This window comes from Roseimaritima multifibrata (assembly GCF_007741495.1).
In the GTDB taxonomy this organism is placed as follows: domain Bacteria; phylum Planctomycetota; class Planctomycetia; order Pirellulales; family Pirellulaceae; genus Roseimaritima; species Roseimaritima multifibrata.
This window is the reverse complement of the sequence record NZ_CP036262.1, coordinates 2,227,719-2,247,031: the sequence shown is the minus strand read 5'-3', so window position 1 is coordinate 2,247,031 and position 19,313 is coordinate 2,227,719. Positions and strand designations below refer to the sequence as shown.

General features: G+C 53.6%; 5 protein-coding genes. 4 read left to right on the top strand and 1 reads right to left on the bottom strand.

Translation table 11 applies throughout. The features are described 5' to 3' along the window. Positions 1-103 precede the first annotated feature (103 nt). A complete protein-coding gene (locus tag FF011L_RS08185; RefSeq protein WP_246109810.1) occupies positions 104-532 on the bottom strand; it encodes a type II secretion system protein GspG in 429 nt (142 codons plus the stop codon). A 307-nt stretch (positions 533-839) separates the two neighbouring features. Between FF011L_RS08185 and FF011L_RS08180 the strand changes: the two genes are divergently transcribed. The 4 genes from FF011L_RS08180 (at position 840) to FF011L_RS08165 (ending at position 19,245) form a co-directional block, all read left to right on the top strand. Then, positions 840-2,261, top strand: a complete 1,422-nt coding sequence (locus tag FF011L_RS08180) for a hypothetical protein (protein ID WP_145351144.1) — start codon at positions 840-842, stop codon at positions 2,259-2,261. A gap of 743 nt (positions 2,262-3,004) precedes the next feature. Further along, the gene (locus tag FF011L_RS08175; protein ID WP_145351143.1) at positions 3,005-4,114 is read left to right on the top strand and encodes a phenylacetate--CoA ligase family protein; all 1,110 of its coding nucleotides are present in this window, start codon (positions 3,005-3,007) and stop codon (positions 4,112-4,114) included. A gap of 29 nt (positions 4,115-4,143) precedes the next feature. Then, entirely contained in the window at positions 4,144-5,583 is a 1,440-nt protein-coding gene (locus FF011L_RS08170) for an aldehyde dehydrogenase family protein (RefSeq protein ID WP_145351142.1), read from the top strand. Between the two features lie 846 nt (positions 5,584-6,429). Then, the gene (locus FF011L_RS08165; protein WP_145351141.1) at positions 6,430-19,245 is read left to right on the top strand and encodes a cadherin domain-containing protein; all 12,816 of its coding nucleotides are present in this window, start codon (positions 6,430-6,432) and stop codon (positions 19,243-19,245) included. Positions 19,246-19,313 lie beyond the last annotated feature (68 nt).

Here is a 19,313-nt window from a genome sequence, read left to right as displayed (position 1 = left end):
GACAAAACCTGCTGGGACTTGGGAACAAACGATTTTCAAGAACCGTCAAATCCATCCTAAGGATCGCGTGATGCTTAAAAAGCACGCTCTGATTCAGGAAAAACTAAGGGCCTTTGACGATCAAATCGTCATCGGAATTCATTTGCCCATCGATTCCGCCGGAGCGAAGTTCGAAAGTGTTGCCATTTAGCGTGTAATTGATCTCTTTTCCCCACGCATCGGCAGGAATTTCACTCAGGATCGGCTGAAAGCGTGCTTTCTGAGCGGGATCGGTTGGTCCGTCGCGAAGTTGCTCAAGCGATTCTGGCCACGATTTCGTGTTGATTTTGTACATCTGAATGTTGCTTTTCAGCGAATTCAGCTGGACGGTCGTGGCATCGGCGTTCGCATTTTCGCCAACACCGATGAAGTTGGTCAGCACAAAGCCGCCCAAGACGACCAAAATCGCCAAAACCAACAACAATTCTAGTAAGGTAAAACCAGAAGGTCGGCTTTTCCGGGACATACGGCTCGTTTGGATACGTCGATTCACCGTGGGTTGGCTCCTAACGCAGGTAAAGTAAAAAGATGGGTCATTCCCAACCTATAGTAACACAGTGCAAGACAGAAAGTTTCGCTACTTCTTTGCTCCTTCGCGACTGCTATACGTGGTATAATCGGGGAGGATTGCTTGTGTCAGTCCCTCCAAGGAAGGAATCTGAGAAAGTTTACTGGCGTTCGGCTTACAGGCGAATAATATAAAAGCCTGGATGCGTTCGCCTCGTGTCTGCACTACCAGCCTTGACGGCTGTTTTTTCTCTTTTTTGAATCTTTTCTGGTATCCCGCGAGTTAATCAAATATGGCAGCCGCACGCGACGATTCCGTGATCCGTGGCAGTTTGATCGCTACCCTAATTCTGTTGGTCCTTTCGTTGGCCCTGAATTTCTTCCTCTATCGATGGGGTGATGGGCAAGCCACGTCGGAGAAATCCAAGTCAGACCAACTGAACAATGCAAACGGTTCGATCCGCAACTTGGAAGCGAAACTGACGACACTGAAGAAGATTCTCGGTCAAGGAGAATTGACCGATGACGAATTTACAGCGTTGAAGGAATCGACCACCGACGATGCCGAAATCGATGCGATCGCGTCGGCTTTCATCAAAGATGTCGGTCAAATGGGGCGAAACATCCCCGCAGCCAACCGCAATTATCCGGCGATTCCCCAGTTCATGGTGAATTCGCTTCGTGACCGCAACGTCCAGTACAAACAAGCTCGCGAAGAAGCGACGCGAATCGAAGTTCAGGCAAAATCGGACGTTTCGATCGCCGAACAAGCGGCCGCCGATGCAGCGGCTGACAAAAAGAAGATGGAAGCGACTCTGAACGAACGGATTGTTGAATTCGATACCGCCCGCAATTCCATGAAGCAGAAGAGTGCGGAAATCGCGGATAACCTGACCAACCTGGACCGGCAGTTCAACGATTACCGCTCCAAAACAAATCAAGAACTCGCCAGCCAAAAGAGCGAAAAAGACTCTTTGCTGACCGTGGTTGAACAACAAAAACGCCGCATCAACGAAATGCAGCAATTGGAATTCGAAGTCGCACAGGGCGAAGTCACTTACGTTTCAAACAATCTGGTTCAAATCAACCTTGGCTCCGCCGATTCGCTACGCAACGCTGTTGTCTTTAGCGTGGTCGATTCCGATGCCACACGGATCACCGATGCTGAACCCAAAGCCAAAATTGAAGTGATTGCGATTCGCAGAGACCATTTGGCTCTTTGCCGAGTCATCGATGCGGCTCCAAACAGCGACCCGATCATCCCAGGCGATAAGATTTATTCGCCATTCTGGGCTCCAGGACGCACCGTCAAAATCGCCCTCGCCGGAAACATCGATTTCGACGACGACCGACGCAGCGACAACGAAGTCTTGCGTGGCATGATCCTTGCCGCCGGTGGAGAAGTCGTCGAAGAGCTCGACCCGAGCGTTCGGTTCCTTGTTGTAGGCAGCACTCCAGAAGCGGGCACCGACGACGATGCTGAAGTCCGAGCGGAAGCCGGAAAACTAGGCGAAGTCCGAGCCCAAGCGAAGGAACTAGGGATCACCGTTATCCCTGTCTGGAAACTGATGAACTACATCCAGGTGATCAGCGACGCTCGCACCACTCCATTCGGTTCGGCAGTTCGAGGCAAAGACTTCCCGCCAGAAGCTCCTGAGAATACAGGCCGTCGTTTACCGAACGATGTATCCAAACTGTACAAGGAAGAGAAGTAAAACAACGCCCGTCCCGACGGACTTGTTTCGCTCCGCCCTATCTCGCCCGCCAAACTTCTGGCGGTGCGAAGCGGTAGTGTGGTTGTGGTCGTCGCCTTTCGCTCGGGACGTGAAATCGATTCGCGGCGTAACCGCCGTAGCTACCATCGCCAGACGGTGGTTCCTGCTGCATTCTTGTTACGACAGCACTCGTTGCGTCGACGCTCCCAAGCCCAAATCTGCAGAAAGATTTCTGCTTCCGGGTTTGCACCGGCAGGCTCACAACCAATGCCATCTACTTCCTAAGCGGATCGGCGCGAGCCCAATACCATCCGCTTTCTTAGCGGAACGGCGCGAGCCGTCCGGCAGCCGTATCGAAAAGCACAATGCAATTGCCGAACGGCTCGCGTCGTTCTGGCAGGAAAACCGCCCGCAACATGCCAAGATCGGTGGCGACGCTGGCCGAGCATCGTCCAGCCCCCTCGGACGAACCACGATCCGCCGATCGGGTGGCTCCCATGGCTCCATTAAGGACCGACACCGCCTTGCTCACGGCGCGGATCGACAAGCCCCCAAAGGACCTTAGGGTTTATCCAATTCCTATAATGGTATTAGGGTTTTGTATGTGTACCGGGTCCCCAGGTAAAACCGCTCGACCACCTTCTCCGACGGGTTGATCTTCGGGTAGAATCTACATCATTCCAACCCTCCGGCGGTTTTTCCTTAATCGTCGCGATTCTCCCTTGCTGTAAGAGAACGCCCTGATGAGCAGCGTGCAGACGAAGGCTGACAAAGCCCGCGAAGTTCTAAACGAACAAACTCTCAAAATGGTCCACTGGCACTTCAGTGATAAAACGGGAAGTCCTTTTTGGTTGGAGAAAAAGGCTGAACTGAAATTCGATCCTTTGACGGAAGTCAAATCGTTCGAAGACCTCAAAAAATTCCCTCTCTTCGAAGACGATTGGTTGCGAGGCGGACCGGTTCGACGCTGGGTCCCCCAGGGATTGGCCGGCAAACCGGTTTACGTTTTTGAAACCGGCGGCACCACGGGTGTCCCCAAAAGCCGCGCGGTCGTCGAAGATCACTGGACCGATTACGAACTGTTCTCCCACACCCTGCCAGAAAAGTATTTCCCCAAAGGGGCGAACTGGCTGATGTTGGGGCCAAGCGGACCGCGACGTTTGCGTTTGGCCGTCGAACATTTGGCTCAGTATCGCGGCGGGATCTGCTTCTGCATCGACTTGGACCCACGCTGGGTTGTCAAACTGATCAAGAAGGGCTGGATGGAGCACCTGGAAGCTTACAAGCAGCACTGTGTCGACCAAGCGGTGACCGTCCTGACCGCCAATCACGACGTGAAATGCATGTTTGCCACTCCAAAATTGCTGGAATCGCTCGGCGAAGCGTTGGAAGAAAAGGGAACCAGCCTTCCAGAAATGGGGATCACCGGAATCTTCTCAGGAGGAACCGAATTCACTCCCCAGTGGACGCGATATGCCGTTGAAGAACTGCTGGGCGGCCCCCCTGAAGAAGGCGGAGTCTACATGACACCGACCTACGGCAATACGCTGATGGGATTGGCTTGTAGCAAGCCGGTTACCGCCGAGGACAACTACAAAATCAGTTACTATGCCCCACAACCGCGAGCCGTCACGGAAGTGGTCGACATGGATGACCACACACAGGTGGTTGGATATGGTGAAACCGGCCGAGTCAAACTGTACACATTGACAGACGAGTTCTTCGTCCCCGGTTTCTTAGAACGCGACGAAGGGGAGCGTGAAGCTCCCTACGACACCTACCCATGGGATGGTGTCAGCGGAGTCCGCCCTTATCACAAACTGGCCAGCGGCACGACCGTTGGAGTTTACTAACATCCCTTCCGATCCGATCGAATATTGTCATGTTACATCTGCCAGCCCTTCGCTGGGGCAAGCCATACGAGTCATTGGATAAACAGAACGTTGTTCACTTTGCGACCGGGGAACCGATCGCCGAAGTCAGCCAAATCGGCGGCGGGATTGTGCAGCGTGACCTGAGGAAAGCCCACAAAGCACGCGAAGCGTTGCTACAGCTGCCCATCAGTGACTTAATCGAACGTTGCAAAAAGGCGGCCGTCCTTTTCGAAACGGCGGAACTGCCAATGGGCGACGGCACGCAAACCGTCGATCAGTTTGTCCATCAGCAGTCGGCCAGTACCGGTTTGCCCGAGCACATGTGTGTCTCGAACATGGGGAAAAATGCCTTTGTTCTGGCACACATTGATCAGATTATCGATTGCCTTACCCGCGGTTTGGATCTGTCCATTTTGTCGCGTGGCTACGGTGAAGAAGGTCGCGGTGTAACCGTCAGCTACCAAGCTCAAACTCCGATTTTGGGCGCGGTCCTGCCAAACAATTCCCCCGGCGTTCACACACTGTGGTTGCCGGCGGTTCCCCTTCAAATCGGGTTGGCACTGAAACCAGGTTCCCAGGAACCATGGACTCCATACCGAATGATTTCCGCGTTTATCGAAGCCGGGATCCCTCGGGAAGCCTTTAGCTTGTATCCGGGAGGGCATGATGCCGGTGGAGCGATCATGGCCAACACCGCCAAGAGCATGATCTTCGGGAGTGCTCAGACGCTTCAGCAACACGCGGGAAACCCTCGAGTGCAAGCCCATGGTCCTGGATTTTCCAAAATCCTTATCGGCGATGACGTCGTCGATGATTGGCCGCAATTCCTAGACCTGATGGTCGAAAGCGTCTTAAGCAATTCCGGACGGAGCTGCATTAACTGCTCGGGAATTTGGGCCAGTCGCCACACCCGTGAAATCGGTCAAGCGATCGCCGAACGGATCGGACCAGTCGACGTCCTTCCTCCGGCGGATCCTGAATCCCAATTGGCCGCGTTCACCGTGCCAGCGATGGCGACCGGAACCTGGGCGATGGTTCAACAAGACCTGAAGGAATCGGGAGTCACCGACCTGACCGCGGAATACGGCGAAAAGCTGATCGAAAAGGAGCACTGTGCGTACCTGCGTCCGATGGTCGTGCATGCGGAATCGCCCGCCTGCGAAGTCGCCAGTAAGGAATACATGTTCCCCTTCGTCAGCGTCGTCGAATGCCCTCAAGATCAGATGGTCAAGAAGATCGGTTCGACATTGATCGGAACCGTCCTGACTCGAGATGAAAAACTGATCGAAGAGGCTAGCCGGTCCGTCGAAATCGACCGCCTGAATATCGGACCGATTGCGACCAACCGTCTGAATTGGCTGCAGCCGCACGAAGGAAACATCATCGAATTCCTCTTCCGCAATCGAGCCTATCAAATGGCCGATATGCCCGTGGCGGCAAATTCCTAACGCTGCATCAGACCTGCGACCTGTTCGCAACATGTTTGCCGCTCGCTAAACGTTAGCCGTTTTTACTCTCTCCTCGGGGAGAGTAAAGACCAGGCGACGATCCGGCGACCACCCAATGCCATCTGCTTTGGCATCTGCTGGCCGAGCCGGTGCAAACCGATTCGACAAATTCATTGGGTTTCCCGTGCGCTTGCCGGACGGCTCGCGCCGTTCCGCTAAGAAAGTAGGTGGCGGGCGACCGCCCAATTCCATCTGCTTTGGCATCTGCTGGCGGAGCCTGCGCAAACCGAGCCGGCCAATTCATTGGGTTTCCCGTGCGCTTGCCGGACGGCTCGCGCCGTTCCGCTAAGAAGGTAGATGGCGGGCGACCACCCAATGGCATCTGCTGGCCGAGCCGGCGCAAACCGATTCGGCCAATTCATTGGGTTTCCCGTGCGCTTGCCGGACGGCTCGCACCGTTCCGCTAAGAAAGTAGGTGGCGGGCGACCGCCCGCTTTCTCTACCGGCCAAGTTCCCCTCGTTTAGGATCGTCCCCTCTCGAAAAGGAGGGTGAAAGGCGCCAGACACCTGCTCCGGAGACCGGATTTGTGATCCGACTTTGTTGGCCAGTTTCAAACCTAGCACCTTCTACAGCCGGGTCGAACCGGAGATAACGATCGCTCCGATTGTGCTGTAAATACAATCACCCGACATGCGGCTTTTAACGATTATCTAAATCTTTGCTAGCTATTTGCCGCAAAACGTCTGAGCTTCCTTTTCCTGAGCTCCCTCAACAGCCGTAAGTTTTAACTACAGGGCAAGCTGTCCTATTTAAACTTATTACGGCAAGAGATAGGTTTGGCGAAGATGCCCGGGAAAATCAAACGACCTCTAGATTTCTACCCGCTTGAAGACCGCGTGTTGTTGAGTGGCGAAGGAGCTCCTGACGGCGCTGCAGCGGTTGAGATCGATCCGGACCTGGTCGCTTCCCTGATGGCAGACGGGGAAGCTCCTCCCGACCAGCCCGTGCAGAATCTTTTAGAAAGCTCGGAAACATCGCTGGCGACCGACCTAGCCGAACCGGACGGCGAACCTGCGGACTCGAGCGGCACAGACCGTCCGATCGAAATCATATTTGTCGACGCCGCCGTCGAGGACTCCGCCACGCTGGTTGAAAATCTGCGCGGGGACCGAGGCGCACAGACACAGTGGATCATTGTCGAACTAAATCCGTACACGGACGGCGTCGAACAAATATCTCAGACCCTGGCAAGCCTAAGCGGCGTCGATGCGATCCACTTGCTAAGTCATGGCGACGGCAAAGGTCTCCAACTTGGTAGCACGCTGCTGAATCAGCAATCGTTGGAAGCGCACGCGGGTGAAATTACCAATTGGCGAGACGCCTTTGATTCCGGAGGCGATATTTTGATCTATGGCTGCGATCTTGCCAGCAGCGCCGAAGGCCAAGACCTGATCGAATCGTTAGCCGTTTTAACGGAGACCGATATCGCAGCCAGTGATGACGTCACGGGACATGAAGAGCGCGGTGGCGACTGGAATCTTGAATTCGAAACGGGAGCGATCGAAACCGAAGTCGCATTTTCCATGGATGCTCGGTCCCAGTGGCACGGAGTGCTAGATAACACGGGATGGAAGACAGCCAGCGGGTTCAGCGACGACTATCAAGACTGGAACAATCCCGACGAAACATCCTCCAGCGACAACACCTATGCAAGTGGAAATTTCGCGAACGCTAACCAAGACTGGCAGAATTTCGATTTTGATATTCCGCTGAACCATGACATTCAAGGCATTCTAGTCTCTTTGGAAGGAAGCCGAACGGGAGCGGCGCCGGTCAACACGCAGATCGCCCTTTCCTGGGACGGTGGGGCATCTTATACGGCGGTCAAAAATCTTTCGTGGAACAACGATTCCGACGCAACTCAAAGTGTGGGATCCAGTGGTGATTTATGGGGTCACGCTTGGGATGACGCAGAATTCGCGAATGAAAATTTCCGAATCCTTGTGCGAAGCGTTGATACCGCTGCGGGAAACCAATTTCGACTGGATCACTTACAAATCCAAATCGAGCACTCTGAACCGGCAAACCAGATCACCGTAACGACGACAGCCGACTACAGCGATTTGAACGCTAACTATGGCGACACCTCGTCGTTTGCAGCGCTTCGCGCGGACATGGGGGACGACGGGCTGATCAGCCTGCGTGAAGCGATGGATGCTGCCGAAAATCAGTTGGGCGCCGACATCATTCAATTCTCGATTGCCAACACCGACCTGAATTACTCGGCGATCGACAATACCTACACGATTCAGCTGAATGAAACGCTCCCCTTCATGAACGAAGCATTGACTCTGGATGCAACCACGCAATCGGGTTATGACGGGACGCCAAGCATTGTCTTGGACGGCAGTCATATCCTAGGTGCCGACAACAATGGGCTTGTTGCCGACGGTGGAGACATCACCATTCGAGGTTTTGCTCTCCAAGGATTTAGTGGAACCGCAATCCACTTCGCCGATGGCGACAACTACATCATCGAATCGAATTTCATTGGCACGACCGGTGACGGGCTGACCGAAGCAGGAAACGCAACAGGGATCTACTTTGGCGGCGGAGTCTCCGACTCGATTATTGGAGGCAGGTCACCTGAAAGCGGTAACGTTATCTCTGGAAACAGTGAGTACGGCATCTTGGTCGACCAGGCCACCACCAACCTAATCCAGGGTAACACGATTGGACTTGGAGCCGATGGAAGCACCTTGGTTGGCAGTCAAGGAATCGGTATCGCCCTTGTCGGTGCAAGCGGGATTCAAATCGGTAGCGATGCGGATGGACTATATGACGCGACCGAAGGCAACGTGATCTCGGGCAACCAGACCGGTATCCAAATCCGTCTGGCCTCCAGCATCAACAACTCAATACGCGGCAATTTTATTGGCACCGACGCCACTGGCCTGCTGGACCGTGGCAACGCAGTTGATGGGATCCTGATCCAAGAAGAAGCAAGCACGACAACCATCGGCGGCGAACTGGTCGATGCGAATACGATCGCATTCAATGGCGGCGCGGGCATCGTCGTCACAGGCAACAACACAGAAAGAAATACGATTCGCAGGAACTCCATTTTCCTTAATGACGGATTGGGTATCGACCTAGCCAGCGATACAGAAAGAGGATTCAACAGCAACGATCTAGGGGACATCGATGCTGGAGGAAATTCTTTGCAGAACCATCCTATCCTTGAATCGATCAGCATCGATGATGCGGGCGATTTTTCCTACAGTCTGGACACATCAACCTTCAAATCAGGTGCCCATTCCATCGACTTTTATGCCAGCGACGAACTGGAAGGTGGGCAAGTTGAAGGATCGCGATACCTGGGAACCATCATCAACATTCAAGCCGAAGGGACATCCGTCACTGGAACTCTGAATGGAATTTCGTTGTCCCCGGGTGCATTGGTTACCGCGCTGGCGACCGACTCCACTGGAAATACCTCCGAATTTTCTCAGTACACGGTCGCAACCGATAGCGATGCCGGTGGGTCCGCCCTGACAGGAATCAGCATCGCCGAAACTGTCGACGGAGGCCTTCGATTCAATAAAGGTGGCGGCGACGACACCTACCTGATTGCAGACGATGGGAATGCGATTCTGGGAGGACGTGATCGACTGACCTTTGAAATCCAGTTCGCGACCACCGACACGACAAATCTGTTGCCACTTGTCTCTTATGCGACCTCTTCGAACAGTGACGAATTTGCGTTGTCGATCACATCCACGGGGCATGCAAATATCGAAATTGCTGGCAGCCAATTAGAAGTCCTCAATTTCAACTACGATTCCTTTGCAGACGGCACACTGCAAACCCTCGCATTCACTTGGAATAGTTCGACCGGTGATTGGCAAATCATTCACGAAGGGTTGGTCGTCAGCAGCGGTACCAACTTGGCAACGGGCCAATCCCTGGGGACTGGGGGGACGCTGATCTTTGGACAGGATCAGGAAAGTGTCGAAGGAGGATTTACCCCCTCCACATCGTTCACTGGGACACTCTTCAACGCACGGTTCTTTGACGAACTACGATCCACGGAAGATCTCGTTGCCTCGCAGAGGAAAAGCCTACCGGATGATGAAGCGGGAATGCTTGCTCAGTGGGATTTCAATCAACTGGAACGCGGGGGAATCCTTCTTGAATCGGTCGCCGGCAACAATCTGACCCTGCGTCATGCGTCCCAACCAGGGTTCACGGCAGACATCCCCGAATTGACGCTGCGAGCGATCGAGGAAAGTGCTGACGGCTCGGTCATTGGAACACTTCGTGCCGACGACATCGAACGTGAAGCAAAGATTGCCAACCTACTGGCGACCGATTCCGACCTTCGTTTCAATCGTGAACTGAACCAGTTTTACAAACTGATTCTGACGGAGGATACGCTTGCCACCGCCACCGCAAATGCAAACAGTATGTTTCTGGAATCCGTCGCCGGACAGCTCGCCTCGATCACAACGGCGACGGAGCAGGCATATCTTTACGAACTTGCCGAGGAAGGAACGACAAGTGTATGGCTTGGCGGATCGGATTCGGTTGTGGAAGGGGAATGGCGCTGGTTCGATACGCCGGCTGAAAATTTCTGGGTCGGCGACGGAACCGGATCCAGTCCAACGGGACAATACACAAATTTTGCTCAGAACGAACCAAATGACAGCGGTGGCAATTCCGACTACTTGATCCTCGACCAGAACTCGGGGCAATGGTTTGACAAGGTTGGCGGCGAACTGTTTCATTCGATTGTGCAATGGGATGCCGATGCAGTCCTCGAAACCAACCATCCGCTTTCGTATTCCCTGGTCCACCAAACCGTCCAAGGTGTCTTCTCCATCGATAGCGATACCGGATCGATTCACTTAGCAGACTCGCAACAATTGTCCGACAATTCGGTTTCGATTCACACGCTTAGCGTCCTGGTTACCGACACCGACGGCAACACATTTACGGAAACGGTCAACGTCGACGTCAGCGAAACCAATAGCGATCCAACCTTCGGACAGCCCACCATCAGTCTGGCCGCCCACGGCATTGATACCACAATTTCTAACTATGGCGACAGCGTCAAAACGGCCGACCTAGATAACGATGGCGACATTGATTTTGTCACGTCAAATTTCTCTACAGGGGAAATATCGTGGCATGAAAACGATGGTAGCGGCAGCTTCACTCAACGTCTGATTGCAGTCGATGCCAACGGGATTACCGACATTGCGATCGGCGACATGGATGATGACGGGCATCTTGACATCGTGGTCACTGCGGCACAAAGCAATCAAATTTTGCTGTACATCAACGCAAGTGAAACAGACGGTTCCGCCGACTTTAGCAACGCAAGCAAAAGCATCTGGACGTTAAACAATCCGGGGACAAACGCCAATGGTCTCCGATCCTTACAGCTGGTCGATGTCGATCAAGATGGTCGTCTGGATATCGTCTCCGCATCCCAAGGATCCGGTGTGATTGCACTCCATCTGCAGAATGACACCGACGACAATACGTTTCGTTCGACTCTTATCGACGTCGCCGCAGAGCAAGCGTATAGCGTGGTAGCGGCTGACTTTGATGGGGACAACGACATCGATATCGCCGCTGGATTGTTAGTCGAAAACCAAATCGTGTGGTACGAGAACGATGGTGACGAAAACTTTTCCAAAACCGTGATTGTTGACTACGCTGCGACTCCGAACAATCTGGTGGTGGTTGTCACCGATATCGATCAGGATGGCGATGCCGACATCGTTACCGCCAATCAAACGGATGAGCGAATCGTTTGGCTGGAAAACGACGGAAGTGGCAACTTCACCGAACAGACGTTGGCCTTCGTTGTATCGAGCGTCGAAGCGATTGTGGTGGACGATTTTGATTCCGACGGAGACAAAGACATCGTCGTCAGTTCAGGATTCGACGACAATATTATTTGGCTTCAGAATGAGGGAAATCAATCCTTCCGCGATAGCGAAATTGCGACGTCACTGCATGTGCGGGGAATGGACTTCGGTGATTTCGATAACGACGGGGATCGCGATCTGTTAGCGACCGGCGATACCACGGATAAACTTGTCTGGTTCGAAAGCGATATTGGCGTAACCGACCTTCCCGACGCGACCGTCGCCTTTGCAGGTGGCAACGGAGCTGTTTCGCTTGATTTGACGGTCATCGTTCGCGATGCCGAACTGGACTCGCTAAACGGCGGCAACGGAAATTACGCCGGAGCCAGCTTGGTTCTAAACCGACAAGGGGGCGTTTCGCCGGACGACGTTTTTGGATTTACCGATTCTGCCGAAATAACCCTCGTCGGTGCTGACTTGGTTAAAAATGGCCAGATCATTGCATCCTTCGATAACGTTTCCCAAGCAGGTCGGCTGACGGTCACGTTCTCCGATGCGGCAGGGGAAGTTCCGACAACCAGTACGGTCAACCAGATCCTTAGTAGCTTGACCTACAACAACAGCAATCCCGGGGTCGAACCCTCCATCGAAATAGCCTGGGCTTTTCGGGACGGCAATCTTCGAAGCCAGGGAACAGGAGGAAGCCTGGAGGCGTTGGCCAGCACGACCGTGACGATCGCCGCCAGCAATAGTGCACCTACCGTAGCGGTTAATACGGGAGCTACGTTTGCGGAAGGATCCCAAGGGAACGTCATAAATCAAACGATGCTGCTGGAGGGAGATCCCGACGACGACGATGACCAAGTCACCTATACGATTACAGACGGTCTCCGGTTTGGCGTGCTGACGAACAACGGAACGGCTTTAACCGTAAACGGAACCTTCACTCAAGCGGACATCGATGCGGGACACATTCAATACGCCCACTATGGCAGCGAATCCACAAGCGACTCTTTCGGGTTTACTTTAAGCGACGGTGGCGAGGACGGAAGTACCGCGGCAATTGGGACCTTTCAGCTGACGATCTCCAGCGTCAACGATGCGCCGACGTTTGATTCGATGAGTTCGGTGCAAGTCAATGATTCCGCCGCTGATGCAACCGAGGCCCACGTAGCGCAGCGACAAGCCGACGGTCGATTGGTTTTTGCAGGGCAGTCTGAAACGGGATCCGACGGCGACTTTTTAGTCTCCCGAATCAACCCCGACGGCACTCCAGACCTCACCTTCGGAATCGCTGGCGAAGTCACGCTGGATATCTTCGGTGGTGAAGACAGGGTCGTCGACATGATCATTCGCCCCGACGGGAAAATTGTCCTCTTCGGCGACGCGACCGACGGCAGCCTTTCCAACCGGTTTGCAGTCGTACAACTGAACGTGGATGGATCGCTGGACGGCACGTTCGGGGGAGGAGGCATTTGGACCTATGAATTCAACCCAAACACAGAAATCGCATCTGCCAATTCGCTTGCACTGCAGTCCGACGGCAAATTGGTTTTGGGCGGCACTCTCGTTCAATCTGGCGATTCGGACTTGGTGGCATTTCGGATCGATTCCACAGGGACGATGGACAATGGTTTTGGAACCGGAGGACGTCTGGACATCGCGTTGACAGCCAATACCGATCAGTTGCTTGACTTAGAAGTCGAGGACGACGGCACGGGTGGTAGCAATATCGTGATGGCCGGATTGGCTAACGGCAATTACGGATTTATTGCACGCTACACCGATGTAGGCGTATTAGATACGACCTTCTCGACAGACGGCAAATATATTTTCATCTACGGTTCGGCCACAAAAGTGACAGGTCTTGGAATTCAGGCCGACGGAAAATATTTACTTACCGGAGACCTTGGAAACGGCGATGCTGGACTTACTCGTTTCCTACACTCAGGCGCGTTAGATAATTCGTTTGGGTCCTCTGGCTACACCACCGTCGATTCCGGTGGAACGGAAACCATTCATCGGCTTCAGATCCTTGAGGATGGCAAAATCATCCTGGTCGGCTCGTCCGACGTCTCGGGTACCGAGGAAGCCATGGCTTTACGCTTTCTGGAAAATGGAACCGTCGATACCGGATTTGCGAACAACGGCTGGCTGATAAGTGACATCGGCACCGACGAAAGCTCCGCCCATGACATCATCGAAGGGATCGATGGTTCTCTATACCTTGTTGGAACGGCAGCGAGCGGCCGCAACGAAAGTTTCGTTCAACATCTTTCAGCGGACGGAACGGAAGACCCGTTCTTTCACGGAACCGAATCCCTTGGCGGAACGGCCGCGTTTGTGGAAAACGGCACGCCCGTAGTGCTTGACGCCGAGGGGAGTGTTTTCGATCAAGAACTCTCCAACGCCAACGATTTTGGCGATTCAACGCTGACGCTCTCACGCAGCACCGGGCCTGACATCAACGATGTATTCACGGCGACGGGGAATCTTCTGTTTGACGGTTCCGACGTAAAACTTTCCGGATCGATCGTCGGTTCTTTGGTAAACGTAGACGGTCAACTAACGATCACATTCGCTGCCAACACCACAGGGACTGAAGTCAACCAGGTCATCCGGTCTATCGCGTACTCTCATCGCAGTGACGCGCCTCCGTCGACGGTAGAAATCACCTGGACCTTTGATGACCAAAACGATAGCTCGCAGGGGAGTGGCAATGCGAAGCAGGTCAGCGGCATCACCACGGTCTATATCGTGGCGATCAATGACGCGCCGGTCATTGACCTAAATGGTCCTCAACCCGGAACCGGATACACCACCAGCTACATCGAAAATGGGATGCCGGTCGCGATCGCGGACAATGATGTAGCCGTCTCGGATCTAGACAATGCCAGCTTCAACCGCCTGACGGTTCGTTTCAGTGGGATCCTAAACGGGAACCAAGAAATCGTCCGTTTCGCGGGTGTCGATTTTAACGCAACCGAACCTAAAACCGATTTTGCGACAGCCTTAGGAACCGAAGTCCGGATCGTCTACGACGGAACTGAATTTAGCGTTACACGAGCAAGTGGTGACTCACTCAGTGCCACTAATCTCGCTTGGTTGATTCAGTCGATGACCTACGAAAACAGCAGTGACAATCTACTTGAGGGAGATCGGACTTTTCAGTTTTCGGTAACGGATTCTAGCGGGTTAGACTCGGTCGTTGCTAGTAGCACGATCACGACCGCAGCGGTAAACGACACACCGCTTGTGGTAGTGCCGAACAACTCTCTAACCGCCATCGAAAACCAGAAACTTGTCCTACATGGTATCGGCTTCAGCATCAGCGATGCTGACAGCGCAGGCTCCTCTGTCACCACTACCATCGAAGTAGGCGAAGGGATACTGAACGTCACCGCGGGCGACAGCGGAGTCGTCATCGAATCAGGCAATGCCTCCGCCTCCGTCGTTCTGACTGGTACCGTCGATGCAATCAATCAACTGCTAACAGGCACAAGCTCTGGAACGGTTTCCTACCTTAACGATAGCGATACCCCAGCGACATCGACGCTTATCTCGGTCACCGTGAATGACCATGGAAATTCAGGCTCCGACCCTGGCACGACGGGCGATGCGAACAGCGAAGTCGGCATCAACGAACAAACCATTCAAATCATGGCGATCAACGACGCACCGTTTAATTCGGGAACGCTTCCTGCCAACGTTGTGGTCACCGAGGACGTCAAAAGCAACATCGATTTATCGGGCGTACAGATTGCCGACGTTGACCATGCCAACGGACTATTGACGGTCACCATTGCAACGGCCCGAGGAGGCAGTTTGTATGCAACAAGTAGCGGAGGGGTCGTGATCGGGGGTACAAGTTCATCGTCGCTGACGCTAACGGGATCACTGACGAATCTAAATAGCTATCTCGATACGATCAGCAATATCCAATACCTCCACCAAACAGCCGACACGGCAGGAAACAATGCCGACAGCGTTTCGGTTGCTGTCAAAGACAACGGAAACACAGGCTTCGGCGGAGGAACCGACCAAAATCTGGGGTCGATTCGCGTCGATATCACACAGGTAAACGACGCTCCATCCGATATCAACCCGAATTCCTTTTCGGTTAACGAAAACGTTGACACCTCTTTGGGACAAGTCGTCGGAACGCTGACGGCCGTCGATCCCGATGCAGGTGATTCTTTTGTCTTCTCCATCGACGGCGGAGCAGATGCAGGCAATTTCACCATCAATTCAAACAACTTAATACTCAACGATGGCCTGCTGGACCACGAACGGAAGGATCACTACACCGTCGACGTGCTGGCCACCGATAGCGGCGGAAGCCAGTACAGCAAAACACTGACGGTCTTCGTTGCCGACATCAACGAAGCACCGACCGACATCACGCCACATTCATTCTCAATCGATGAAAACACCGACACCAATAACGGTGTCAACGTAGGGATCCTTACCGCGGATGACCCCGATTCAGGTGAAACGTTTACCTATGCAATTATCGGCGGAACCGACCAAACAAAATTTACTATCAGCGGCGATCGACTAACCCTGGACGACGGCATCCTGGATTATGAAAACCAGAACAGCTACAGCGTCGATGTCCAGGTCACCGATAGTGGCGGAAACCGTCACAAAGAGAAAATTTCCGTAAACGTCATCGACATCAATGAAGCGCCCACCGACATTAATCCAAATACCTTTTCCGTAAGCGAGAACACGAATACGACGGGGGGGTACAGCGTCGGAACCCTTACAACGACCGACCCGGATTCCGGAGAAACGTTTTCGTACTCGATCAGCGGCGGATCCGACCAAGCGAAATTTTCCATCAGTGGCGACCAGTTGTCGCTGGACGATGGGATCCTGGACCATGAAAGACAGGCTACCTACGAAGTCCAGATCCTGGTTACGGACGGTGCCGGAAACCTTTTCCGAGAAACCATCTCCGTCAACGTTGATGACATCAACGAAACACCCACCGATATCACCCCAGATGCGTTTAACGTCACAGAATTGACGAACACTTCCGGTGGGCTCATCCTGGGAACGCTAACAACCGTCGACCCCGATTCAGGAGAAACCTTTGCCTACACGATCAATGGAGGGCCAGACCAAGCGAATTTTTCCATCAACGCCGACCAACTGATCTTCGATGACGGCGTTCTTAATCGTATGCGGCAAGCGACCTACCTGGTTGATGTGCAGGTGATCGATGGAGCGGGACACACTTACAGCGAAACGATTTACGTTAACGTAAGTGAAGTCAACGAAGCACCGACGGCCATCCTTCCCAGCGCGTTCAATGTCGATGAAAACATCGATACGGCTGGCGGATACCGTGTCGGAACCTTAACGGCGGCCGACCCGGATTCTGGCGAAACCTTCACCTATTCAATCACTGGCGGCGCCGATCAAGCCAAGTTCTCCATCGCTGGCGACCAACTGATTCTAACGGACGGACACCTGGATCATGAAAGGCAAGCAACGTATGACGTCCAAGTCCAGGTAACCGACAGCGGGGGCAACACCTACAGCGATACCCTTTCCGTCGACGTGAATGACATCAACGAAGCGCCGACCGCAATCGTTCCCGATGCATTTAGTGTTATCGAAAATACCGATACGGCCAGCGGCTACAGCGTTGGGACACTGACAACCATCGATCCGGATTCGGGCGATACGTTCGCATACTCGATCAGCGGTGGCTCCGACCAAGCTAAGTTCTCGGTCGCTGGCGACCAACTGATTTTGACCGATGGGATCCTCGATCATGAAAGGCAAGCGGCCTACGACGTTCAGGTCCTGGTGACCGATGGTGCGGGGAACACTCACAGCAAAAACATTGCCATTGCAGTAAGCGACAGCAACGAAATGCCTACCGCAATCCTTCCCACTGCGTTTAACGTCGACGAAAACATCGATACCGCTGGCGGAATCAGCGTGGGGACATTAACGACCGTCGACCCAGATTCTGGCGAAGCGTTTGTGTACTCGATCGCCGGCGGAGCCGATCAAGCCAAATTCTCGATCACTGGCGACCAATTGATCTTGACCGATGGAATCCTGGATCATGAACGGCAACCGACCTACAACGTTCAGGTCCTGGTTACCGACAGCGCGGGAAACACTTACAGTGAAGCCATTGACGTTGACGTACGCGACATCAACGAAGCGCCGACGGCCATTCTTCCTTCCACGTTTAGCGTCGACGAAAACACCGACACGTCTAGCGGATTCAGCGCTGGCACTCTGACCGCCATCGACTCTGATTCAGGTGACACGTTTCGTTATTCAATCGCCGGCGGCGTTGACCAAGCAAAATTCTCGATCGATGGCGACCAACTGGTCCTAACGGACGGAATCCTGGATCATGAACGACAGGCAACGTATCAGGTACAGGTCCTTGTTACCGATAGCGAAGGCAACACTCACAGCGAAAACATTTCCGTGGACGTGAGCGATGTCAACGATGCTCCGACAGGCATCACCCCGAATCAATTTGCCGTTTCAAAGACGACCGATACATCGGCAGGAATTGTCCTGGGGGAACTGATCACTAGCGACCCGGATCTGATCGATCATTTCCGCTATGAAATAGTTGGGGGTATTGATCAGGCTGAATTCAGTCTGGGAGGTGCCGCTGGCGCAACATTGCTGTTCCAAACGCCAGTCCTAGACGTCGCCAGTCAATCGGAATACCAGGTCCTCCTCCGCACGACCGATGCAGGCGGTTTATCGGCAGAACAATTTATCACCGTGCGGATCATCAACGATAACTCGGCGCCCGAGGCGGTCCCTGATTCCTACACCACCAACTACGGCACATCGATCACCCTCTCCTCACCAAACCCATTGGCAAACGACAGGGACGCCGAAGGGGACGACCTATTCATCACGATGGTTACTCCCCCCGCGCATGGTCAGCTTTCTCAAACGCCAAACGGCGAATGGTTGTACACCCCTTCTTCAGGATTTATCGGAGAAGATGTCTGGTACTACCGTGCCTTTGACGGGAACCAAGAAAGCAATCTGACGCACGTTACGATTCGGGTCCAAGCGATCGCAGGTCCTGGATCCGGATTCGCTTCGGGAGCAAGTTCCAATCCAGGATCGTCCTTAGGATCGAGAGATCCAGGACCAATTGGTGTCGGGAATGACAGCGAATCATCCGACAATGGTGACCGGGACGATTCCACCGAAAACTCTCCTGGCAACAACGAAACCCCGCTGCTTATTAATCCCTATGCCCCTGACAACTCAGGAAGACGGGACCATCATTCCGGTGACGCTGACGCTCCCGTTGGCTTGGCAGAATCGGATCACGACCGTGAAAATGGCGACCGCACAAAACCGCTTTTCAATCGCAGGTCCGAACTGGAATCTTGGGAAACACTCGTCGATTCCCACGCCCATTCGGGGCGGAACCTACAAATGAGCGAGTTGGAACTTGCCCAGATCCGAGACCTTTTGCAACAAGACATTGCTCAGGCGATCTCCTGGCATCAATGGGACGACTACATGCGACAGGACCATGCTGACAGTGTCTCGATCAGTATTGGTGCCGTTGGCGTCAGTGCAGGCCTTGCCTCCCTGGGATATGTCGCTTGGCTCCTTCGCGGCGGTGCGTTCGTGACAGCCGCCCTCAGTTCTCTACCTGCATGGCGCATGTTAGATCCGTCCACCATTCTGGAAAGCTATCGCCAATCGTCCGACGATTTAGATTCCACCGAACAACTTTTCAACGTTACCCCTGACGTCAAAAAATAAAACAATTTCTGCTTTGAAGGGGATTCAGGGCAGTTCACCGGCGCAAAGACGATGCCAGCTCTCTGAGG

Excerpts from the sequence above, each read along its gene's own strand:
- FF011L_RS08175 (WP_145351143.1), top strand. The coding sequence starts at position 3,005 with ATGAGCAGCGTGCAGACGAAGGCTGACAAAGCCCGCGAAGTTCTAAAC.
- FF011L_RS08170 (WP_145351142.1), top strand. The coding sequence starts at position 4,144 with ATGTTACATCTGCCAGCCCTTCGCTGGGGCAAGCCATACGAGTCATTG.
- FF011L_RS08165 (WP_145351141.1), top strand. The coding sequence starts at position 6,430 with ATGCCCGGGAAAATCAAACGACCTCTAGATTTCTACCCGCTTGAAGAC.
- FF011L_RS08180 (WP_145351144.1), top strand. The coding sequence starts at position 840 with ATGGCAGCCGCACGCGACGATTCCGTGATCCGTGGCAGTTTGATCGCT.